At 60.2% G+C, this 21,770-nt stretch carries 20 protein-coding genes and 3 pseudogenes; 15 read left to right on the top strand and 8 right to left on the bottom strand.

The window, feature by feature from the left end; all coding sequences use genetic code 11:
- The first annotated feature begins 231 nt into the window (after window positions 1-231).
- The 6 genes from paaA to ACTHQX_RS20760 are packed head-to-tail and all read left to right on the top strand — an operon-like array spanning window position 232 to window position 5,164.
- Entirely contained in the window at window positions 232-1,257 is a 1,026-nt protein-coding gene (gene paaA, locus ACTHQX_RS20785) for a 1,2-phenylacetyl-CoA epoxidase subunit PaaA (RefSeq protein WP_440159148.1), read from the top strand.
- Window positions 1,254-1,640 (top strand): 1,2-phenylacetyl-CoA epoxidase subunit PaaB, encoded by a 387-nt coding sequence (paaB, locus tag ACTHQX_RS20780; RefSeq protein WP_440159147.1) that lies wholly within the window; start codon window positions 1,254-1,256, stop codon window positions 1,638-1,640. Before paaA ends, paaB begins: the two co-directional genes overlap by 4 nt.
- The gene (gene paaC / locus ACTHQX_RS20775; protein ID WP_440159146.1) at window positions 1,637-2,551 is read left to right on the top strand and encodes a 1,2-phenylacetyl-CoA epoxidase subunit PaaC; all 915 of its coding nucleotides are present in this window, start codon (window positions 1,637-1,639) and stop codon (window positions 2,549-2,551) included. The genes paaB and paaC overlap by 4 nt, the downstream gene beginning before the upstream one ends.
- Before the next feature lie 5 nt (window positions 2,552-2,556).
- On the top strand, window positions 2,557-3,096 hold the full coding sequence (paaD, locus tag ACTHQX_RS20770) for a 1,2-phenylacetyl-CoA epoxidase subunit PaaD (protein WP_440159161.1): 540 nt from the start codon (window positions 2,557-2,559) through the stop codon (window positions 3,094-3,096).
- 10 nt (window positions 3,097-3,106) lie between these two features.
- The gene (gene paaE, locus ACTHQX_RS20765; protein ID WP_440159145.1) at window positions 3,107-4,345 is read left to right on the top strand and encodes a 1,2-phenylacetyl-CoA epoxidase subunit PaaE; all 1,239 of its coding nucleotides are present in this window, start codon (window positions 3,107-3,109) and stop codon (window positions 4,343-4,345) included.
- Window positions 4,346-4,381: 36 nt separating this feature from the next.
- The gene (locus ACTHQX_RS20760) at window positions 4,382-5,164 is read left to right on the top strand and encodes an enoyl-CoA hydratase/isomerase family protein (protein WP_440159144.1); all 783 of its coding nucleotides are present in this window, start codon (window positions 4,382-4,384) and stop codon (window positions 5,162-5,164) included.
- A gap of 11 nt (window positions 5,165-5,175) precedes the next feature.
- Here ACTHQX_RS20760 and ACTHQX_RS20755 read toward each other — a convergent pair whose 3' ends face one another.
- Window positions 5,176-5,640, bottom strand: coding sequence for a VanZ family protein (locus ACTHQX_RS20755; RefSeq protein ID WP_440159143.1), 465 nt, complete (start codon window positions 5,638-5,640; stop codon window positions 5,176-5,178).
- An 87-nt stretch (window positions 5,641-5,727) separates the two neighbouring features.
- Here ACTHQX_RS20755 and galU point away from each other — a divergent pair, with 87 nt between their 5' ends.
- On the top strand, window positions 5,728-6,618 hold the full coding sequence (gene galU / locus ACTHQX_RS20750; protein ID WP_440159142.1) for a UTP--glucose-1-phosphate uridylyltransferase GalU: 891 nt from the start codon (window positions 5,728-5,730) through the stop codon (window positions 6,616-6,618).
- A 142-nt stretch (window positions 6,619-6,760) separates the two neighbouring features.
- On the opposite strand, the gene ACTHQX_RS20745 is transcribed toward galU, so the two are convergent.
- The 6 genes from ACTHQX_RS20745 to gmd form a co-directional block, all read right to left on the bottom strand.
- A complete protein-coding gene (locus ACTHQX_RS20745; RefSeq protein ID WP_440159141.1) occupies window positions 6,761-7,393 on the bottom strand; it encodes an LPXTG cell wall anchor domain-containing protein in 633 nt (210 codons plus the stop codon).
- A 170-nt stretch (window positions 7,394-7,563) separates the two neighbouring features.
- Window positions 7,564-9,378, bottom strand: coding sequence for a DUF4012 domain-containing protein (locus tag ACTHQX_RS20740; protein ID WP_440174659.1), 1,815 nt, complete (start codon window positions 9,376-9,378; stop codon window positions 7,564-7,566).
- 59 nt (window positions 9,379-9,437) lie between these two features.
- Window positions 9,438-10,751, bottom strand: coding sequence for a UDP-glucose dehydrogenase family protein (locus ACTHQX_RS20735; RefSeq protein WP_440159139.1), 1,314 nt, complete (start codon window positions 10,749-10,751; stop codon window positions 9,438-9,440).
- A 36-nt stretch (window positions 10,752-10,787) separates the two neighbouring features.
- Window positions 10,788-12,224, bottom strand: a complete 1,437-nt coding sequence (locus ACTHQX_RS20730) for a sugar transferase (protein WP_440159138.1) — start codon at window positions 12,222-12,224, stop codon at window positions 10,788-10,790.
- Between the two features lie 50 nt (window positions 12,225-12,274).
- Window positions 12,275-13,246: a GDP-L-fucose synthase family protein gene (locus ACTHQX_RS20725; RefSeq protein ID WP_440159137.1), complete on the bottom strand. Its 972-nt coding sequence runs from the start codon at window positions 13,244-13,246 to the stop codon at window positions 12,275-12,277.
- Entirely contained in the window at window positions 13,246-14,274 is a 1,029-nt protein-coding gene (gmd, locus tag ACTHQX_RS20720) for a GDP-mannose 4,6-dehydratase (protein ID WP_440159136.1), read from the bottom strand. The genes ACTHQX_RS20725 and gmd overlap by 1 nt, the downstream gene beginning before the upstream one ends.
- A 316-nt stretch (window positions 14,275-14,590) precedes the next feature.
- Here gmd and ACTHQX_RS20715 point away from each other — a divergent pair, with 316 nt between their 5' ends.
- The 8 genes and pseudogenes from ACTHQX_RS20715 to ACTHQX_RS20680 all read left to right on the top strand — a co-directional run.
- On the top strand, window positions 14,591-15,409 hold the full coding sequence (locus tag ACTHQX_RS20715) for a WecB/TagA/CpsF family glycosyltransferase (protein WP_440159135.1): 819 nt from the start codon (window positions 14,591-14,593) through the stop codon (window positions 15,407-15,409).
- A 52-nt stretch (window positions 15,410-15,461) separates the two neighbouring features.
- On the top strand, window positions 15,462-16,073 hold the full coding sequence (locus ACTHQX_RS20710; protein WP_440159134.1) for an acyltransferase: 612 nt from the start codon (window positions 15,462-15,464) through the stop codon (window positions 16,071-16,073).
- A complete protein-coding gene (locus ACTHQX_RS20705) occupies window positions 16,021-16,881 on the top strand; it encodes a glycosyltransferase family 2 protein (RefSeq protein WP_440159133.1) in 861 nt (286 codons plus the stop codon). Before ACTHQX_RS20710 ends, ACTHQX_RS20705 begins: the two co-directional genes overlap by 53 nt.
- Window positions 16,882-16,922: 41 nt before the next feature.
- Window positions 16,923-17,534 carry a serine O-acetyltransferase gene (locus tag ACTHQX_RS20700; RefSeq protein ID WP_440159132.1) on the top strand — a complete coding sequence of 204 codons (612 nt, stop codon included), beginning with the start codon at window positions 16,923-16,925 and terminating at the stop codon, window positions 17,532-17,534.
- A gap of 62 nt (window positions 17,535-17,596) precedes the next feature.
- Window positions 17,597-18,706, top strand: coding sequence for a glycosyltransferase (locus ACTHQX_RS20695; RefSeq protein WP_440159131.1), 1,110 nt, complete (start codon window positions 17,597-17,599; stop codon window positions 18,704-18,706).
- A 325-nt stretch (window positions 18,707-19,031) separates the two neighbouring features.
- Window positions 19,032-20,282 (top strand): ISL3 family transposase, encoded by a 1,251-nt coding sequence (locus ACTHQX_RS20690; RefSeq protein WP_440159130.1) that lies wholly within the window; start codon window positions 19,032-19,034, stop codon window positions 20,280-20,282.
- A 30-nt stretch (window positions 20,283-20,312) separates the two neighbouring features.
- Window positions 20,313-21,454 (top strand): annotated as a pseudogene (locus tag ACTHQX_RS20685) (IS3 family transposase); the annotation flags it as partial.
- A pseudogene (locus ACTHQX_RS20680) lies at window positions 21,451-21,625 on the top strand (transposase); the annotation flags it as partial. The pseudogenes ACTHQX_RS20685 and ACTHQX_RS20680, both read left to right, overlap by 4 nt.
- Before the next feature lie 38 nt (window positions 21,626-21,663).
- Here ACTHQX_RS20680 and ACTHQX_RS20675 read toward each other — a convergent pair.
- A pseudogene (locus ACTHQX_RS20675) lies at window positions 21,664-21,770 on the bottom strand (ATP-binding protein); the annotation flags it as partial.

Below are 21,770 nucleotides of genomic sequence, written 5' to 3'. Positions count from 1 at the left end.
CCGGCATCATTAGCACCAGACGCCTGAATGGCGGAGCCCGCGGCACCGCACGCGCTGTCACGAGAGTCGTGAGTCTACCGCGGCGGACGCTGGCCATGCCCCCTCACCAGACGCACGTGGATGTCCATGGCGGAGCGCTCCACTTGCTTGACGCCCTTCGCCGCTTCCGCATATCCTGAACGAACGGTCGGTAAATAATCCGAGTACGGACGTGAATGCATAGGAGCAACCATGGCAGCGCAGAATCTGCAGTCAGTGCCTGACCAGCCGGCAGCCCCCCAGGAAGCCAACACAGGTCAGGGACAGGACCAGCTGGAGGCCGACGGCCAGGCGTATTTTGACCGCGTCATGGCCGACGACTCTCGCATTGAGCCCAAGGACTGGATGCCGGCCGCCTACCGCAAAACCCTCCTGCGCCAGATCTCCCAGCACGCGCACTCGGAGATCATCGGCATGCAGCCGGAGGCCAACTGGATCTCCCGAGCCCCCAGCCTGAAGCGCAAGGCCATCCTCATGGCCAAGGTCCAGGACGAGGCCGGCCACGGGCTCTACCTCTACTCAGCCGCAGAGACGCTGGGCCAGTCCCGCGACCAGATGATGGACGACCTCATCGCCGGCAAGGCCCGTTACTCCTCGATCTTCAACTACCCGGCCCTCACCTGGGCGGACATGGGAGCCATCGGCTGGCTCGTGGACGGCGCCGCCATCTGCAACCAGGTGCCGCTGTGCCGCGCCTCGTACGGTCCCTACGGCCGGGCCATGGTGCGCATCTGCAAGGAAGAGTCCTTTCACCAGCGCCAGGGCTTCGAGATCCTGCTGGAACTCTCCAACGGAACGCCGGCACAGAAGCAGATGGCCCAGGACGCCGTGAACCGCTGGTACGCCCCGGCCCTGATGATGTTCGGCCCGCCGGACGACGATTCCCCCAACTCCAAGCAGTCCATGGCCTGGAACATCAAGCGCTTCAGCAACGATGAGCTGCGCAGCCGCTTCGTCGGCATGATGATGGAGCAGGTCAGGGTCCTGGGCCTCACCCTCCCGGACAGCGAGGTCCGCTACAACGAGGAAACCAAAAAGTGGGAACACGGCCCGCTGGACTGGAACGAATTCAAGGAAGTCCTGGCAGGCCGCGGCCCCTGCAACTTGCAGCGGCTTGAGCGCCGCCGGCAGGCGCACGACGACGGCGCCTGGGTCCGCGAGGCAGCCGCCGCCTATGCAGCTAAGCAGGTTAACAAGCAGAAGGAATACGCAGCATGAGCCCCCACGGCAACCCGGAAGAGCCGGCAAGCGCGGCCGCAGAAATCAAGCGCGAAGCGCCCAAGGCCAGCCCGGCGCCCGCACCCGAAAATCAGCATGACAGGAGCGCATGGGGCCTCTGGGAGGTCTTCGTCCGGTCCAGTCGCGGCCTCTCCCACGTGCACGCGGGCAGCCTGCACGCGCCGGATGCCGCCATGGCCCTGCGCAACGCCCGCGACCTCTACACCCGCCGCAACGAGGGCGTGTCCATCTGGGTGGTCCCGGCGGACGCCATCGCCTCGAGCGACCCGGACTCCAAGGGCTCGTTCTTCGAGTCGCCGCAGGGCAAGGACTACCGGCACGCCACGTACTACACCAAGAGCGAGGGCGTGAAGCACCTGTGAGCACTCCCGAGACACAAGAAACCACAGGCCACGGCGACATCTCCGTCGGCGTCGCCGGCGCAGGTGCCAGCGGCGACGGCTCGGCCAGCGCCACGCGCATCACCCCGGGCAACGCGCTCCGCCCGGAGGACATCGCCCTCGAGGTCCGCACCGGCCTGGCCAGGCCCACCGAGGACGTGGCCGAGTACGCGCTGCGCCTGGGCGACGACGCCCTGATCCTCGCCCAGCGCCTGGGCCATTGGATTTCCCGCGCCCCGGAGCTGGAGGAGGATGTGGCCCTGGGCAATATCGCCCTGGACCAGCTGGGCCACGCCCGGAGCTTCCTCAGCTACGCGGCCGGCCTCGACGACAAAACAGAGGACGATCTCGCCTACTTCCGCCGCGAGCACGAGTTCCGGTCCGCACACATTTTCGAGCAGCCCAACGGGGATTTCGCCGTCACCATCGCCCGGCAGTTCGTGGTGAGCTACTACCAGTTCGAGCTCTACCGCCGGCTCACCGAATCCACGGACGCCACGCTTGCCGCCATCGCAGCCAAGGCCGTGAAGGAAGTGGACTACCACCGCGACCACAGCACCCAGTGGGTCCTCCGCCTGGCCGGTGGCACGGACGAGTCCCGCCGCCGCATGATCCACGGCTTCAAGCTCATCTGGCCGTACGTGGGGGAGCTCTTCGTGGACGATGAGCTGACCACCCGCCTGGCCGAAGCCGGAGCCGCCGTCGAGCCTTCCAGCCTGAAGGCGGACTTTGACCGCCTCACCGTCGAGGTCTTCCAGGAAGCGGAGCTGGAGGTCCCGGACGTCCCGGCAGCGCCGGGCGGCGGCCGCCGCGGCCAGCATTCCGAACACCTGGGCTACATCCTCGCCGAGATGCAGGTGCTGGCCCGCGAGCATCCCGGAGCAAGCTGGTGACTGCCGTGTACATATCGGACTTCGAGACCCGGACCGGGGACACCACCGCCGATCAGAAGGCATGGAAGGTCGCCGCCACGGTCTGCGATCCGGAGATCCCGGTGCTCACCATCGAGGACCTGGGCATCCTGCGAAGCGTGAACCTGTTCGACGACGGCGGGCCGGTGCCCGCGGTCCAGGTCACCATCACGCCCACCTACTCGGGCTGCCCGGCGGTGGACGCCATCCGCGACGACCTGAAGGCCGCTTTCACCAAAGAGGGCTACCCCAGCGTGCACGTGGAGCTGGTGCTCGCGCCGGCGTGGACCACGGACTGGATGACCGAGTCCGGAAAGGCCAAGCTGCGCGAGTACGGGATCGCACCGCCCACTGGAAAGGCAGCCCTGGGTCACAACGGCCCCGTCCGCCTGAGCCTGGCTGTGAAGTGCCCGCAGTGCTCGTCGCTGAACACCAAGGAACTCACCCGCTTCGGTTCCACCTCCTGCAAGGCGCTGTACGTGTGCCGGGACTGCCAGGAACCGTTCGACTACTTCAAAGTCCTGTAAGGAAGAACCCATGCCCGTTGTCCGCCAGACCGCAGCCGAATCGGCAGAGGCCACCGGCCGCCGTCGTCCGTCCTTCCATTCCCTCACCGTCGCGGAGGTGCGCCGGCTGACGGAGGACGCCATCGAGGTGACCTTCGCGGTGCCGGCCGGGCTGGCCGGGCAGTTCGACTACCTGCCGGGCCAGTACGTGGCCCTGCGCACCACGCTCCCGGACGAGTCAGGCGAGCCGAAGGAGATCCGCCGCAGCTACTCCATCTGCGCCGAGCCGCGCAGCTTCGCGGACGGCAGCAGCGAGATCCGGGTGGCCATCAAGAAGGACCTGGGCGGGCTGTTCTCCACGTGGGCCAACGCCGAGCTGAAGGCCGGGGACGCGCTGGACGTGATGAGCCCCATGGGGGCGTTCGTCTCCAAGCACGGCCGGGACGGGCAGGCGGTGGAGCAGAACGTGATGACCTCCATGAATGACCCGAAGGGTATGGAAACAGGGCTGGCGGGGGAGCCGGGGAGCTTCGTGGCCATCGCCGCCGGCAGCGGCATCACGCCGGTGATCGCGATCGCCCGGACGCTGCTGGCCGCCAACCCGGACACCCGGTTCGACCTGATCTACGCCAACAAGGCCGCCATGGACGTGATGTTCCTGGAGGAGCTCGCGGACCTGAAGGACAAGTACCCGCAGCGGCTGGCGCTGCACCACGTGCTGTCCCGCGAGCAGCGGATCGCGCCGCTGCTGAGCGGCCGGATCGACGCCGAGAAGCTGCAAAAGCTGCTGGGCACCGCCATCCACGCGGACGACGTGGACGAGTGGTTCCTGTGCGGGCCGTTCGAGCTTGTGCAGCTATGCCGGGACACGCTCGCCGAGCGCGGCGTGAAGCCGGAGCACGTCCGGTTCGAGCTGTTCACCTCCGGCAAGCCGGACCGGCCCGAGGGCAACGCCGGCCGGCCGGTCGTCGAAGACGAGTCGCAGGAGACCTACAAGATCACATTCAAGCTGGACGGCCTGCAGGGCGACGTCGCCAGCCCCACGCACGCCCGCGAGTCCATCCTCAACGCCGCGCTGCGGGTCCGCCCGGACGTGCCGTTCGCGTGCGCCGGGGGAGTGTGCGGCACCTGCCGAGCCAAGGTGGTCACCGGCACCGTGACCATGGACGAAAACTACGCGCTGGAGCAGGATGAGCTGGACAAGGGCTACGTCCTGACGTGCCAGTCCCACCCGACGAGCAAGGAAGTCACCGTCGACTTCGACGTGTAGTCCCGCCCCCCCCTTCCCGGTCTCAAAGGAGCAGCCATGATTTCCCTGTCCATCGCCGACGGCGTCGCCGAAGTGGTCCTCAACGCCCCGCACAAGCTGAACTCGCTGGACGAGCAGGCGCTGGCGGATTTGTCCCAGGCGTACGACGACGCCGCTGCCGCCGCCTCCCGCGGTGAGGTGCGGGCGCTGCTGCTCAGGGGAGAGGGCCGCGCCTTCTGCGCGGGCCGGGACATTTCCGGCGTCATGCCGGAAAACGACAACGCCGAGGCGTACCTGGGCGGGCTGGTGCAGCCGCTGCTGCAGAAGATGAGCTCGTTCCCGGCCCCGACATTCGCCGCGGCGCACGGCGCATGCCTGGGCGTGGGGCTGGGGCTGCTGCTGGCTACGGACGTTGTGTATGTGGCGGAGAATGCGAAGTTCGGCTCGCCGTTCGCCAAGCTGGGTGCCACGCTGGATTCGGGGGGGCACTGGTACTTCACCGAGCGGCTCGGCATGCACCGGACGCTGGACCTCATCTACACCGCGGAGCTGATTTCCGGGACTGAAGCCGTGGCACAGGGGATGTTCAGCCGTGCGCTTCCCGCGGATGAACTGCTCGAGACAACGCGTGCCATCGTGGCGAAGGTGGCCACCGGTGCGACGGGCGCGTTTGTAGCCAGCAAGGAGCTGGTGGCGCACATCCGCGACCAGCGCCTAGGCCTCTGGACGTCAATGCAGGAGGAGAATACCGAGCAAGCCCGCCTCTGCAAGACGGAGGACTATGCCGAAGGCTTCAAGGCGTTCCAAGAAAAGCGCGAACCGCGATTCTCCGGGGATTGAGCCTGTCGAAATCAAGGACGCCGCTGATTGAGCTTGTCGAAACCGCCCCGCCGCACCCACTCCTCAACAACCCCCAGCACCCAAACCCCCAACATCGCCCCAGCGGTATTCGCCACGATGTCCATGGCGCTGGGAAAACGGTCGTGCAGAAACAGCTTCTGGCCGAGCTCGATGCAACAGGAAGCCAGGAAAGCGCTGAGAACGATCCGTCCCCGATGGAACGCCGGGAAGGCCAGAGCAGCCAGCATGCCGATCGGTGTAAACATCAGAATGTTGGACGCGAATTCCACGAAGTTGTAGTTGATCAGTTCGGGAATTCCGGAGCGATGGAGGGCGAACAGCGTCGCCTGCAGCCGTCCCGCTATAGGACGGTCAACAGGGGTCGGCCAGAAGGCTACGAACGCAAGGGCGCCCAAATACAGAGCCAGCAGGCCACGCGCAGCTCCTGCCGCTTCGAGTCGGCTCCATTTCCCCATAGGGGAAACGCTACGGGAGCTCCTACGTCTGCCGAAATTTGGCGCCTGAAATTTCACTTTCCGCAAGTCAATTTGTAAGGTTCGATCATGACATTGGGGAAATCAGTTCGTAAAGCAGTTATTCCGGCCGCCGGTTTGGGCACGCGCTTCCTGCCTGCCACCAAGGCGATGCCAAAGGAAATGCTACCGGTGGTTGATGCGCCGGCCATTCAGTACGTCGTTGAGGAGGCCGTCGGCGCTGGCCTGAATGACGTGCTCATGATCACCGGCCGCAACAAGCGGGCCCTGGAGGATCACTTCGACCGGGCTCCTGCTCTCGAGCGCACTCTGGAGCTGAAAGGCGACCAGGTACGTCTCGACGCGGTTCAGCATGCTTCTGGTCTCGGACCCATCCATTATGTGCGGCAGGGCGAGCCTAAGGGGCTGGGGCATGCTGTGCTCTGCGGCCGTCAGCACGTCGGGGAAGAGCCTTTCGCGGTTCTGCTGGGCGACGACCTTATCGACGAGCGAGACGAGCTGCTGACGGCCATGATCGAGGTCCAGGCGAAGACGGGCGGATCGGTGATTGCCCTAATCGAGGTGGAGCCGTTGCAGATCAGCGCCTACGGCTGCGCCGACATCTCAATGGTTGAGGGCGAGGACTACGTTCGCGTCAACAGCCTGGTGGAGAAGCCGTCGCTGGACGAGGCGCCGTCCAACTTGGCCGTCATCGGCCGCTACGTTCTTCACCCTTCCGTATTCGATGTTCTCGAGAAAACCGCGCCCGGCCGGGGCGGGGAGATCCAGCTGACTGATGCACTGCAGACGCTTGCTGAAGTCGACGGAGAGGGCGGCGGCGTGTACGGCGTCGTCTTCCGTGGCCGCCGCTACGACACCGGGGACAAACTGAGCTATTTGAAAGCTGTCATCACGCTAGCTTCGGAGCGTGCCGAGTTCGGCGAAGACTTGAGGGCCTGGATGAAGGAATTCAACGGATAAGTGCCGCAGCAGCAGTGAAACAGGGAAGCCCCGATGACCGTCGGGGCTTCCCTGTTTCTATGCACAATTCCCTAAAGAGAATAGGCGGGCTAGTTCCGGAACTCCAGAACTAGCCCGCCTATTCGAGTGCAGAGTTTAGTGCCTAGGCAGATGCTTCAGCGTTAGCGCGGCGGCGAACGACGACCACGGAAGCAGCGCCGGCGGCGAGTGCACCTGCACCGACGAGCGACCACAGCACCAGGCTGGAGTCAGCGCCGGTGTCAGCGAGGCCCGAGCCAGTGTTGGCCAGACCAGCGCCGTCGCCACCAGTGTTGGAAAGGCCCGTGCCCGTGCCCGTGCCCGTGCCGCTGCCAGCAGCTGCCGCGACAGTAACGCTCTGGGAGACAGAGTGCGTGGCGCTAGTAGCAGTCACGGTGTAGGTACCCGGCTCGCTGAGGCTCAGAGGGAAAGCGAAGGAACCGTCAGCTGCAGCAGTTGTGGTGAAAGTCTGCGGAGCAGCCAGCACGGTGATCTTGGACGGAACTGACATTGCGGCACCGCCTGAGAAACCGCCACCCAGTGCCTGCGGGGTGCTGGTGAGAGTTACGGTGATGGTTATGAGTTCGCCAGCCAGGAAGCCTGTTCCCGAGAAGGTGAACACCTCACCAGGCGCGACTGTGCCGTCAGAGACGGTTCCGGTTCCGGTTCCGGGCGCCGGGTAGGTTGCCAGTGCCGGTGCGGCACCGGCGAGTGCGATGGTTCCTGCAAGCGCAAGCGCAGCAATAGACTTCTTCATTTGTCCCCCCTGAGACCTTTTAACACACGAATGTCACATTATTGTGGAGATTCCCCATCCCCATGTGACCGTGGGGCGAATCTCGTGGTTTTACCCAAGGAGAGGTTACCACTCAAACGCGGCCGTCTCCAAAGTCAATCCAGACACTTTACATACTGTTAATGCTGGCGCTACGCACCCGGAACGCATTCTGCGCCCTGTGTCGCCAAGACCACGTCCTTGACGGGTTGCACCGTCGGCGTCACGTCCAGTTCAGGCTGCGAGTGCTGAACGATCTTCCCGAATGTGAATTCGACCGTGCTACTTTCGCCAGGCTTCAACTGGACGGTGACTGTTCCCACCGGCCGGTCGCCGTGCCGTTGCGCAGAAAACGCAGATTTGGTTCCGCCGATTAGGACGTTTTCCACGTTTGCTTGAACCGGTCCATAAGCGATCACATTGGTCTGCACCGTGCCCGCTGGAACTCCAAAGACTCCTCCACCAGTCACATACTGGGGCAGCGAGGTGGCCGCGTCTTTGGGCGCCGTATTGGTACTGGAAATGCGAACTCTTACCTGCGAATACCCACCCATGGGGCATTCCTTTATCAGCTGAACGGTCCGTCTGACGTGATAGTCCATCTTCGCCCCGGTGCCGTCGTTGAAGTAGACACCGAACTGGGCGGGACGGACTGAGCCGCCAGTTACGGAACCACCCAAAGGGTACTTTGATATGATTGCCTGCTCGTCGCTGTTCGTCGACCAGATCTGAATCCTGTGTTCCGCGGCACCTCGAGTAAGCACATCGATCAGTTTCTGTGCATCTACGGTCCCAGACGACAGCTTTGTGAAAACTTCCTTGGCGACGCCCGCGAAATAAGCATCTTGGAGGTTTGGCTCAGGAATTTTCGCGTACACCTCTGAAAGTAGGGTTGGCACAATGTTGTCGGCTGTCAGTTTGACGGGTAGCCTCCCCTGCGCCAGGTCGGTCAATGCAGGGTCAGTTAACTGAACTGCGCCCGTAGCCTGCAGCACAAATCCGAGAGCAACCGGATCAATTGAGAGTACGCCATCTACTCTGTCGCCAGTTTTCCGTTCCCACATGGATTTCGCCGTTCGCGCTGCGGTGGGAAAATCTGGCGTGAGGTTCACGTCCTGCATGAATTTACCTAAGCGCGTTGAATAGATTTGCTGCTGCTCCGGGTCGACAGCCACGCGGGGGTCTGCCGGTCCCAACGCCAAAGCACTCGATTGGGCTCCCAGCGACAGGTGGCCTTTACTCACGTTCAGGACCGCCAGAGCACCAGGGATGCCCCCCGTCGCACGTAGTTCAGCGTTATTTTGAATGAGTAGGACGTAGCTCCGTGGGGAATCTTGCCCCATCATTTGTGGCAGGACTTGAGCCACATCGGCAGCTGAGTCAAGCGCATCACGAAGCGGCATGAGCTCCTTACGCGCACTAACCAACGGAGCCGCAATCTGAGGCATCAGCCCGCCGGCTTCAATACCGTTCAAACGATCCGATGACTGTCGGACGGCATGAGCAGAGGATGCCAGTTTAGCTTGAGCCCTAGCCAGAGGTTCGAGTCGTACGCCTTGGCCACTGGGCTTCAATGACTTCCAGTCAACACTGCTGAAAACGTCTACGAGTGGGGCAACACCCAAACGTGCGATGTCGTCCGCTGAGGCAGCAATCTCCGCGGTTGCCTGAAAATTATGGCCCAATCCGGGGGCTGCCCCAGCCATTGTCCAGACGGGATCGGTGGCTGCCTCTCGAGCACCAGCCGTATGACCCATTAGAGCATCGACATTGATCTTTGCGGCGGCTGAGTCGCCTTTGAGCATGTTACTTCGCAGCTCGGGAATGAGGGCATTAGCCGCGCTCAGCTCCCTGCTGATGGTGGTTGCCTTGAAACCAATCCACAAGGCGGACGCCGATGCGATCGCCACGAGCAAGGCTACCGCTGAGCCAATTAGGAACAGCCGGCGGCGTTTGGCCAGGCGCATATCGCTTGTGTCAACTGGTCCGGGGGTGTCAGCTTGGTTGTGTCGCTTGTCGGACAATGTTAGATCCGTCCAAGTCCTCGGAAAGTCCAACCCGCTGCTCGCCACTTTGCAGGATCGAGTACATTCCGACCGTCGAGGATCCGTGCCGATGCTACCAAAGGGCGGATGGCATGGGGATCGAGGTCGCGGTACTCATCCCACTCTGTAAGAAGAAGCAGGGCGTCGGCTTTTGCAACTGCAATGTCGGTGTCCGTCTCGTATTGAAGCTCCGGAAAGCGCCGCGCCGCATTCCTTAGTGCCTTCGGGTCAGTAACCGTGACAACCGCACCTTGCAATTGGAGCTGCGCCGCGATACTAAGGGCCGGCGAGTCTCTTACGTCGTCGCTTTCTGGTTTGAATGCAGCGCCCAGAACGGTTACGCGACGCCCCAATAGTGAACCCTCGCACAATTCACGAGTCAGCTCAACGACCCTAGACCTTCGCCGCATATTTATAGCATCCACTTCCCGCAAGAAAGTAAGAGCTTGATCGGCACCCAGCTCACCAGCGCGGGCCATGAAGGCCCGGATGTCCTTGGGCAGGCAGCCACCTCCGAAGCCAATCCCCGCATTCAAAAACTTACGGCCTATGCGGTCATCCATCCCTATGGCATCCGCAAGGTGCGTTACATCAGCCCCAGCGGCCTCACAGAGTTCAGCCATCGCATTAATGAAGGAAATTTTGGTCGCCAAGAAAGAATTGGCCGCAATCTTCACCAACTCCGAAGTTGGCAAGTCGGTTACCAACCGGGGCGTTCCAGCCGCGATTGGTTCGCTATAAACGGCGTCGAGAACCGCGACAGCTGGATGGTCCTCGGAACCATTTGTAACTCCGTACACGAATCGGTCCGGATGGAGGGTGTCTGCTACTGCGTGACCCTCCCGCAGGAATTCAGGGTTCCATACCAAATGCGCGGATGGCTGCTGATCGGCCACAAGCTTAGACAAACGGGACGCGGTACCAACGGGCACAGTTGACTTGCCGACGACAATATTTCCAGGCTGTAAGTGCGGCAGTAGCGCCGCCGCAGCAGCGTCGACGTAGGTCATATCTGCAGCGTTCTCGCCCTTCTTCTGCGGCGTTCCGACGCAGATGAAGTGAATTTCACTCCCGGCAGCTGCGGAAATGTCGCTCGTGAATGTAAGGCGGCCCGTCTTTTGCACCTCTTTGAGGAGCGTTTCAAGACCCGGTTCATAGAACGGAGCCCGTGCCGCAGCCAGTTCGTCGATTTTTCGGTCGTCAACGTCGATGCCTACGACTTCATGGCCGAGCTTGGCCATGCATGCGGCGTGAACCGCACCGAGGTATCCGCAACCGATTACTGAAATGCGCATGGTGGTTTCCTTCCCCAAGGGGCCGTACAGAAGACGCTAGTAGGCGCCGGTGCTGTGAAAGACAGCGCGGACAGTTCGGAGAATGATTATTAAGTCGCCAGCCAATGACCAATTCTCCACATAGTACAAGTCGAGTCGGACGGAGTCCTGCCAGGATAAATTGGATCTGCCGCTGACCTGCCACAGTCCCGTTAAGCCCGGCTTGACCAACAGACGGCGGCGAACGTCGTGCTCGTATGCTTCAACTTCACGTGGGAGTGGCGGTCGAGGACCGACTAAGCTCATGGATCCAGCGAGTACGTTAAACAGTTGGGGCAGCTCGTCCAAGCTGTACTTGCGGATGAATCTACCAATCTGCGTCACCCTCGGATCGTTCTTGATTTTGAAGAGCACCCCATTGCCTTCATTATGGTGAGCCAGTTCCGTTAGGCGCTCTTCGGCATCTACCACCATGGAACGGAATTTCAGCATCCCGAAATGCCTGCCTTCGATGCCTACACGGTCTTGCCGAAATAGCACTGGGCCGCGGCTGTCCATCTTAATCAAGATCGCTATGACGGCCATGACCGGAGATGCGGCAATGATGAGAAGTCCCGAGGCGATCACATCAAACATTCGCTTGGCCACGCGCTGTCCGCCTTCTAACGTCGGTGTCGTGACGTGAATAAGCGGAAGCCCAGCAACTTGCTGGGTGTGTATCCGCGGCCCGGCGACATCCGTCAGCGCCGGCGCCATGATCAGCCCAACGTTGCGTGAAGCCAATTCCCACCCCAAGTGCCGCAGTGTCTGCGGGTGCAATTGCACACCTGCAGAGACCGCAACGGCGTCGGCGCCGCAAGCTTCGATCGCACTTATGATCGCCCCGGCATCAGGCTTGTTGCCCAACACTGGCAACCCGGACTCCGGCTCCACCTTGAAGAATTCCGCCGCGCCAGGGACGTAGGCAGCTATCGGAAGATAGCCCGCATGCTTAACCCTGTGTAATGAGGCCGCGAGATGCGCCACCGCACTCGGTCCACCTAGGAGTAGCAGATGTGACATGCTGTCGCCGCGTTGGCGGTTGATGTTGAGATGCTGCCGGATGAGCCACCGACCCATGAGCAGGCCAAGCAACCCAACGGGCAAAGCTACGCCGACATAGCCCCGTGCCGTGTCAACCCGAAGAACGTAGGAAACAATGGCAATTATTCCGAACAACCAAAGCGAAGCCGCGGCAACGCGTTTGTATTCGTCTGGACCTGCCCCTAGAACTCGGCTTTGTCGGCTGTTCCAGGCTCCGAGCATTAGCCACCATACGGTGGCCAAAGCAACCGAAAGCCAGGCGTAAGTGAATTCCTGCCCGGCCACCACAAAGTCCGGCTCCAAGCCGAACCGGACAATGAATGCTCCAGCTACAGCCCAAATGACGACGAAAGCATCGACAACACCCAGGAGGCGGGACGAACGTCTCCGCCAATCAGTGCCCGCAGGCATCAAGATCCCCCATTCACAGCCCCTGCTGAACCTACCAGACCGAAGGATCCTTAGTTACGAATTGACGCGAGGTTATCGCGGTACCAATCAACGGTTGATCGGACACCATCTTCGAGCCCAATGGACGCGGCCCACCCCGACTTTGCCAGCCGAGAGACGTCGAGAAGTTTACGTGGCGTTCCATCGGGCTTCGAAGCATCCCATTCGATGTCACCCTGGTAGCCCACGGCCTCGGCAACAACAGTGGCAAGCTTCTTGATGGTGACGTCCGACCCAGTTCCTACATTAACCTGGGAGGGTCCATCGTAGTTTTCCATCAAATGTAGGCAGGCAGCAGCCATGTCGTCTACGTGCAGGAACTCGCGGCGCGGCGACCCTGTTCCCCAGTTGGTTACCGACTTTAATCCCGCCTTGGCAGCTTCGTCGTACCGGCGAATAAGCGCGGGAAGGACGTGTGATCCCTCTGGGGAGAAATTGTCACCGGGGCCGTAAAGGTTGGTTGGCATCGCGGAAATCCAAGGTAAGCCATATTGCTTACGGACCGCTTGAACCTGCATGATGCCAGCGATCTTGGCGACTGCGTACGCATCATTAGTCGGTTCTAGATGGCCTGTTAGGAGCGAGTCCTCGCGGATCGGCTGCTCAGCGAATTTAGGGTAGATGCACGACGAACCAAGGAAGAGGAGGCGTTCGACGCCGTGCTCACGCGCAGCGTCTAGGACATTCACTTGAATCCGAAGGTTATCGCTCAGAAAGTCAACGGGGTATGTGTTGTTGGCGAGGATGCCCCCAACCTTGGCCGCAGCCAAAACGACATAACGCGGCTTGGTTTCTGCGAAAAATGAGAATACGTCTGAGCGGTTCTTCAAGTCGAGTTCAGCCGAGGTGCGTCCCAGCAAGTTCGTGAACCCTGCGCCCTGCAGTGTACGCAAGACAGCCGACCCTACGAGGCCCCGATGTCCAGCAACATAGAACGTTGCGTCCCTATCAAGTGGCCCCGGTGTGAAATTGACTTCAGCCATCAGTTTTTCCAACTGTCGAGGCGAACGGTGTCGATCCAGTGATTTCCTGCGTGCTTCAAGGCTTCGATATCTGCGTCGACCATAATGCGAGCAAGCTCGGGCGTGTGGACAGAGGCCTTCCATCCGAGCTTCTCCTGAGCCTTGGAGGCATCGCCTACGAGCGCGTCGACCTCAGTCGGACGAAGGTATCGTTCATCGAAACGGACATGGTCTTCCCAGTTCAACCCTGCATGCTCAAAAGCTATTTGGAGGAAGTCGCGGACCGTGTAGTTTCCACCAGTGGCAAGAACAAAGTCTTCGGGCTCATCAGCCTGGAGCATCCGCCACATACCTTCGACATACTCAGCGGCGTACCCCCAGTCACGGACTGCATCCAGATTCCCCATGTAGAGCAGATCCTGCTTGCCCGCCTTGATGGCAGCTACGGCACGAGTGATTTTGCGGGTCACGAACGTTTCGCCTCTACGCGGCGACTCGTGGTTGAAGAGTATCCCGTTGACCGCAAACATTCCGTAGGCCTCGCGATAGTTCTTGGTGATCCAGTAGCTATACACCTTTGCCGCGCCATAGGGGGAACGGGGGTAGAACGGGGTGTCCTCGTTTTGCGGAGGAGGAGTGGCTCCAAACATCTCGGAAGACGAAGCTTGGTAAAACTTCGTCTGAATGCCCGACATGCGAACGGCCTCGAGCAGACGAATGGTTCCAACACCGGTCGTGTCGCCTGTGTGTTCCGGCTCGTCGAACGATACTCGCACATGGGACTGCGCGGCTAGGTTGTAAACCTCGTCGGGCTTAATCTCGGCCAGCAGAGTGACCAAGCGTGCCCCGTCACTGAGGTCGCCGTAGTGCAGGAAAAGTTTTGCCTTCGGATCGTGCGGATCCACGTATAGGTGGTCAACACGAGCGGTATTGAATGTGGATGCTCGGCGTATAAGGCCGTGGACTTCATAGCCCTTGCTCAACAGCAACTCTGCGAGATACGAGCCATCCTGTCCTGTGATACCCGTGATTAGAGCGCGCTTAGTCATATTGCCCCCAAGATGCGAAAAGAAAAATAGTCGCGCTGCCCTTAGGCCGCGCGACGATGCCGGACTTGATACGGAGACATCATAGCTGTCCACTTCTACGTTTACTGAACCATGTCAGCCGGGCGACAGCCAGCTCTGCTACCGAAGCTGGCTGGCGGAGTTGGTAGTCTTGACAAAACGTCTGAGCCATCGGCCGGTGACTAGCCTCGCGGCGCATGTGAAGAGACCAGGAACTCAAGGCGATCGCAGCGAGCATACTCTGGTCTTCCGTCCGTGCAGGTTTCAGAACGCACTCAAAATCAGGATGGGGGTAGGAGTGCCGGAGTTGCTTGGCGAAAGTAATGAATCATCGAATATTTCATTGGGCCGTGAAACTATCATTGCCGTTGGGGGAGTGCCGTTTCGCGCTTTGGATCTGCATGGGGCCGTTGATTGGCTAGCCCGTCGCGTGCTTGATAAGCGTGTAGGGCTTTCGGTCCGCCTTGCGAATGCGTATTGCATCGCATTAACCAACTCGCACGAGGAATACCGGCGGCTGATGACCGAGCATGGAGTGAATTTCCCCGACGGTATGCCTGTTGCCCTCGTAATGCGAGGCATCTCAAGGAGTCAAGGCCTCCCTACCGGCCGAGTCGGCAGAGTCCGTGGACCAAGTTTTTTTGAACAGTCGCTGGATAGGGGCCGTGAACACCATTTTAGCCACTTCTTCCTTGGAACGACGCCGGAAACTCTGGCGCGTCTTCAAGCGAACGTAGAGCTGAAGTTTCCAGGAGTCAGTAGTGCGGGAACCTACGCGCCCCCTTTTGCGCCCTTGAGCGACTCATTTATTTCTGACTGTGCGGACCGGATCAATAACTCAGGCGCCGACATCGTTTGGGTTGGCCTTGGGACTCCCAAGCAAGATTTTCTAACCACAGAGTTGGCCAGATTGACTGGCCGGCACTGCGTTGGCGTAGGTGCTGCATTCGATTTCACTGCCGGCACGGCCCGTGAGGCGCCAAAATGGATCCAGAATAGTGGATTTGAATGGCTATATCGTCTTGCGACTGAGCCGAAACGATTGTGGAAGCGATACTTGGTTGGAAATTTTGAGTTCGCTTCGGTAGTGGTCCGGAAAAATTTCCTACATAAGTAGATGATCCTTACAGTCGAGTACAAGATCCCAAATATGAAGGGTAGACAATCGAGTGCGTTCCTTACTGAATGCAGTGATCTTACGATTCCTCATTCAACGCAAAGGTGGCGATGTGGCCGCCCGCTGGCTGGGAGCCCAGGTCGGCGAAGGCTGTAGAATCCTAAGCCATCTCCTTGGCTCGGAGCCTTGGCTGATATCCATCGGCGACAGGGTGACAGTCAGCAGCGGTGTGCGAATCCTGACTCATGACGGGACAGGTTGGTTACATAGAGATTCTCGCGGACGGCGGTTTCGCTACGCAAAGGTGTCTATCGGGGACGACGTATTCGTGGGCATCGGTTCGATCATTATGCCTGGTGTCCAGATAGGTGACCGATGTGTCATTGGCGCCGGATCAGTTGTCACGAAGTCCGTCCCTTCAGGCTCTGTCGTTGCAGGAAATCCAGCAAGGGTGCTTACGAGCTTCGATGCGTTGATGAACAGGGTTTCAGGATGGCCTGCCGAGGACGATATCTTTGGATTGTCCTATAAGGATGGGATTCAACGCATAGCGGAGAATGCTTTTCTTCCGGAAATGATCATACCTCAAGCGAAGGATTCATCTCAGGGCCGTGGGAAATTCACACCTAACAAAGATATTGGGGGAAATGATGGCGCCATGTAGGCCTAAGCCGCTGGTTTCAATAGTCACTGTCGTTTGGAATAATCTCGATGGATTAAAACTAACCGCTCAGAATATTTCAGATCAAAGCTACTCGAACATTGAGCACGTTGTAATCGATGGTGGTTCTGCGGATGGGACGCCTAGATGGCTGGATTCATATAATCCTGCCTATTCCGTCACTCTTGTAAGTGAGCCAGACGATGGGCTTTATGATGCAATGAACAAGGGCCTACGCAAGGCCAAGGGTGACATCGTTGTTTTCCTCAACGGGGGGGATACCTTTACTCAGCCTGACGTCGTCGAGTTCGTTGCCAAAGAGTGGTCCGCGGGTTTGTGGAAATGGGGCTACGGCGCTATCAATTACATCAGCGCGGAACGAAACGTATTGAGTCAATTTCATCTCGAACCTTTCGATGCCAGGGCAGTGCAACTCGGACGTTCATATGTACCTCATCCTTCCACGTTCATGAGTCGCGAAATTCTCACAGAACTTGGGGGATTTCGTCCTGAGTTCGGATGGTCAGCGGATCAGGAGCTCGGAGTTAGGGCAGCGCTTCTTGAGGCGCCCGCCGTGTGGTCCCGCACTCTCACGGATTTTCTGGTGGGGGGTGCTCATTCGCAGGGGTCGCTCCGCCAGGTTGCAAGACGCTACGCCAAAATAAGGGCTGCCAACGGTGTCCAAGTGTTGGGTTCACCAGTTGCTGACAAGCTGTACACGGAGGCCTTGGGGACCTACTGGACAGCGCGTGCCTGGGCGAGCGCAAGATTTAAGCGCCGGACCGGAATCGACGCTATCCGCACCAGTTAGCCACAAGACGCGGCGGTGGATTTAATCACACGGGAGTTACAATGAATTTGCAGGAATACCAAGAGCTTCTACGAACGGATCTTGCTGCTCACGACATGAAACGCTGGACGTTCTTGTCAGCGTTCAGGAAGCCCGAGGTCTACTATCAACGGTTGTTGAGGCGGGTGGAGTACTGGAACGCCAAGGATGGAGCCGCTTCGCGGCTGTTTGCATTAATGGCTAAATTCAGACTCCAACGGCTTTCAGTTCGGACTGGTCTCTCATTCCCTCCAGGTGTAGCTGGTCCCGGCCTATCCATTGCCCATTACGGAAGTATCGTAGTAAACTCGCGGGCCAAGATAGGCAGATTCTGTCGAATTCATTCCGCGACCAACATCGGTGTTGCAAACGGCGGAGTTCCCGTCATTGGAGATTTTGTGTACATCGGGCCAGGTGCTGTCATTTATGGCGATATTACTATCGGTGACGGTGTGGTGATCGGAGCCAACTCTGTTGTTAACAAGAGTGTCCCCGCCGGAGTGACTGTTGCGGGCGCGCCAGCGAAGACGATTGCCCTCCGTGACTCTTCCACGGTAATGCCAATGTGGTTTCCGAATTATCGTGACCGGGATACTGAACCTAACCTTTCGGCTAGCGATGGCGCTAGTTCCTAGGCGTTCAGTCTTCTAAATACTTGTTGCGCCTCTGGTGCTATTAATGGAACTGGAAGTTCGAGTTGAAAATTTGTATTGTAATACCTAGTCTGAGCGGTGGCGGCGCTGAATTCGTCGCCAAGGAATGGTCCAAATGGTTGACCTCGGTAGGCGATATTGTAACACTTGTAGTTACGCATTCTAAGACCACTGATGTCGCACCCAGCGGTGTCAATGTTGTTGAATTCTCCGGAGGCAATCCCGTAGCGCATGTCCGCGAGATGCGGCGCCTGGTTCGCAAGGAGCGCTTTGACTTCGTTATCGGTCTCCTGCCCTACTTCAATTTGCTGGCGATTTTAGGGGTTTTACCCCGTATCGGGAAACGTCCTCGGGTACTCATTAGCGGTCGCAATGTTGAAGTTCCGTTTCCACATGTTCATGGTAAAAGCGTGGCGGTGACCAGGCTCATCTCCAAGCTGTTGTACCCTCTTGTTGACGGGTACATAGCAATCTCACACCCGGTGGCTGCTGAAGCAGGGGCGCTCTACAGAATTCCAGCTCATAAGATGCGTGTTGTTCCAAATCCGTCGACTGCCAAGGTGTTGGAGTGGGCGAGCAGGCTGGAAGGGTCCGGTGCAATTAGTGAAGCGGCGCTGCTGGAGGAGGCTGCAACCGGTCCTCTGAACATTATCGTCCCCGCTCGCTTGGTGGAGCAGAAGCGGCCCCAAATCGCATTGGAGGCCGCGCGTCACCTAGTAGATGAAGGGCATCAGGTTGTCCTGCACTTTTACGGAGATGGCCCTCTCCGCGAGATTATACAGCGAACAGCTGACACCCTGGGCGTCAAGGTCGAATTCCACGGCTGGGTTGAAAACTGGTTCGCTGAATGCCCTCGAACGGGCGTCGTCGTATTGACTTCATTGGCTGAGGGGTTCGGGAACGTCCTAGTGGAGGCCGCCGCTGTGGGTCTTCCAAGCGTAGCTTCGTCTCGTTGCTTGGGCTCGGCTGACGCGATAGTTCCTGGAATCACCGGTGAGTTCGCTTCAGGAGACGGCCCGGCGGACTATGCGGAGGCAATTAAAAAAGCTGCACTAATCCAAATTTCGGACCAGCAACTCGAGGGTTGGTTGGCTAGATTTTCCCCCGCCACTAGTGGGAGTCACCTTCGCTCCTATCTGACCAGCCTTGACTGACGTCATTGGACACTTTGCTCTTCGGCAAGTTGACTGCGACGTCAGTTCGCGCGGGCCTTCGCAGATGAGCATGGTTAGGGCGGTCTGAAAGTGCCGCCGCGGTGTAGGACGCTTTCGGTGCGGCGTGGTGCGGCGGGAATGAGGTCAGGGCCTCTTTGAATTGGTTGCGACCAAGCAAACCAATACCCAAAAGAGACCCTGGCATGAATAACTGGCTCTTGGTGGTTGATGGGGATTTGAGTTCGTGTCGTTGAAGACAAAGGGGCCCGTGGCCCTGTTGGGATGAGTGTGTCTAAGCATTCAACCTGGAACAGGACCACGAGCCTTGCACGAGCCTACCGGGGTCGCAGCCGACGCTGCCACCATCCTTTTCAACCTGCCCGACTACCGCGTCATTTCCACCACCGTCACTGCTGGCAGACGGCAGGTCATCATCGAAACGGACCAGCCACCGGGCTGCCCGAGCTGCGGCGTCATCGCTTCCCGGCGCAAGGAGCGGCGCTTCCAGCGGCTCCGCGATATTCCTGTCGCCGGGCCCGTGGATGTGCTCTGGTCCAAGTACCGCTGGTACTGCGAAGAACCAGCTTGCGACAGGTTGTCGTTCTTCGAATCCACGCCACAGGTCCCGCGCCGCGCCCGCTCTACCAGCCGGCTCCGGGACCAGTTGGTGGATGCGGTCATCCGCTCGGGCAGGGCCGTATCGGAAACGGCTGCCGGCTTCGCCGTGTCCTGGTGGATGGTCCGGGCGGCGCTGAACGAGGCCTGCCTGCTGCGGCTGCCCGACGTGGACAAACTCACCCCCCGGATGCTGGGCATCGACGAGCACCGGTTCCGCTCGGTGCGCTACTTCCAGGACCCGGAATCAAGGACCTGGACACGGTTCGAGCCGTGGATGACAACCATCGTGGACCTGGACTCCGGCCAGGTCCTGGGCGTCGTCGACGGCCGGGACCACAAGGGCGTCGGGGACTGGCTGTTCGCGCGCCCGCTTCACTGGCGGCTGGCCGTGCAGGTCGTCGCGATCGACCCGTCGGCGGCCTTCCGCAAGGCGTTGCGGATGTGGCTTCCCCGCACCGCTGTCGCTGTCGATCACTTCCACCTGATCTCCCTGGCGAACCAGGCCATGACCGAGACCCGGCAAAATCTCTCACAGCAGGTCAAGGGCCGCCGCGGCAGAGCCGTCGACAAGGCCTGGGCCCACCGGATGCTCCTCCTGCGCGGCGGGGACGCACTCACCGGGAGGGCGGCACACAGGCTGGAAGAAGTCTTCGCAGCCGACGATCCTACCGGCACCCTCCAGGCCGTCTGGAAGGTCAAGGAACAGCTCAGGGCCCTGCTGCGCACCGGCTCTCTGGAGGACGCCGCGGCTGCGAAAGCCGAACTCGAGAAACTGGTCAAGGCTGCCGCACGGCCGGAGTCGAACAGGCTCTACCGCACTGTCTGCCGGTGGTGGAAAGAGATTGAGGTGCTGATCATTACCGGCGCCACTACAGGCAAGGTCGAGGCCAACAACACCGCCATCAAAAACATCAAACGGACGGGACTGCCCCGGGTTTGCTTGACTCCTGACTTGTGAGGATTCGTTCCTTGCAGCAAGGATGTTCACATGCCGAAGCCTTTCCCCGCTGAGTTCCGCCGTGACGTGGTCGCCGTGGCACGGAAGCACGAAGCCCCGATCTCGCAGATTGCCAAAGACTTCGGGATTTCCGAAGCAACCCTGCACAACTGGCTCAAGAAAGCCGACATCGAGGACGGCGCCCGTCCCGGTGTGACGGAGAATGAAGCCGCAGAGCTCAGGGATGCCAGGAAGCGGATCCGGCTGCTGGAGCAGGAGAACGAGATCCTGCGCCGGGCAGCGGCGTTCTTCGCCCGGGAGCTGCCCCCAAAATGAAGTTCCCGCTGGTCCTTGACCTTGCCGCGGACGGGATCCCCGTCGCGGTGGCCTGCCGGATACTGGGCTTCTCCAAACAGGCCTTCTACGCGTGGAGGGCAGCGCCGGTCACGGAGCGTGACTGGTCTGATGCCCACCTGATCAACGCGGCCCTGGACGTCCACCGGGACGATCCGGCGTTCGGGTACCGGTTCATCGCCGACGAACTCGAAGACCAGGGGTTCAGCGCCGGAGAGAACCGGGTGGCGCGGCTGTGCAGCAGCCAACGGATCTGGTCCGTGTTCGCCAAGAAGCGCGGCCTGACCCGCAAGTCCGGCCCGCCCGTGCACGATGACCACGTCCGCCGGGACTTCACCGCGGCGGCATCAGATCAGCTGTGGCTCACGGACATCACCGAACACCGGACCGACGAGGGCAAGCTCTACCTGTGCGCCATCAAGGACGTCTACTCCAACCGGATCGTCGGCTACTCCATCGATTCCCGGATGAAAGCGTCCCTGGCCGTCTCGGCCCTCCACAACGCGATAGCACTCAGGGAGCCGGCAGGAACCGTGGTGCACAGCGACCGGGGTTCCCAATTCCGCTCCAACGCCTTCGTACGGACGCTGAAGGGCAACGGGCTGAAAGGATCGATGGGTCGGGTGGGCGCGTGTGCCGATAATGCCGCCATGGAGTCGTTCTTCTCACTCCTGCAGAAGAACGTACTGGATCGCCAGCGATGGTCCACCAGGGCCGGTCTTCGCCTGGCCATTGTGACGTGGATCGAGAAAACCTACCATCGGAAACGCCGTCAGCGGCGGCTCGGGCGGCTAACGCCGGTCGAGTTTGAGACAATCAATACCGGCCTCAAATCTGCGATCCCGCCAGGCCCTGGCAACGCGGATCAAATGAGAACTCTAACGGCCTTCTCCGGCAGTACTTTCCAAAAGGAAGGGATCTAGCCGTCCACACCCGAACACCTAGCCACAGTCGCTGATCAGCTCAATCGACGGCCACGCGCAGTTCTTGGCTGGGAGAGCCCTCTGGAGCCTTCGGCCAGTCTCGATACCCACCCGGTCGCTGTGTCGAACAGGGCGCGATGCCCGGCGCGTGCGGTCCGGATTCCGATCCCGACGGCCAGATGGGTTTTCCCGGTGCCCGGCGGGCCGAGTAGGACTACGTTCTTTGCTTCTT

This window comes from Arthrobacter sp. SAFR-023 (assembly GCF_051965295.1).
GTDB lineage: Bacteria > Actinomycetota > Actinomycetes > Actinomycetales > Micrococcaceae > Arthrobacter.
The sequence above is the reverse complement of the archived record's forward strand: the minus strand, read 5'-3'. Positions and strand labels throughout refer to the sequence as shown.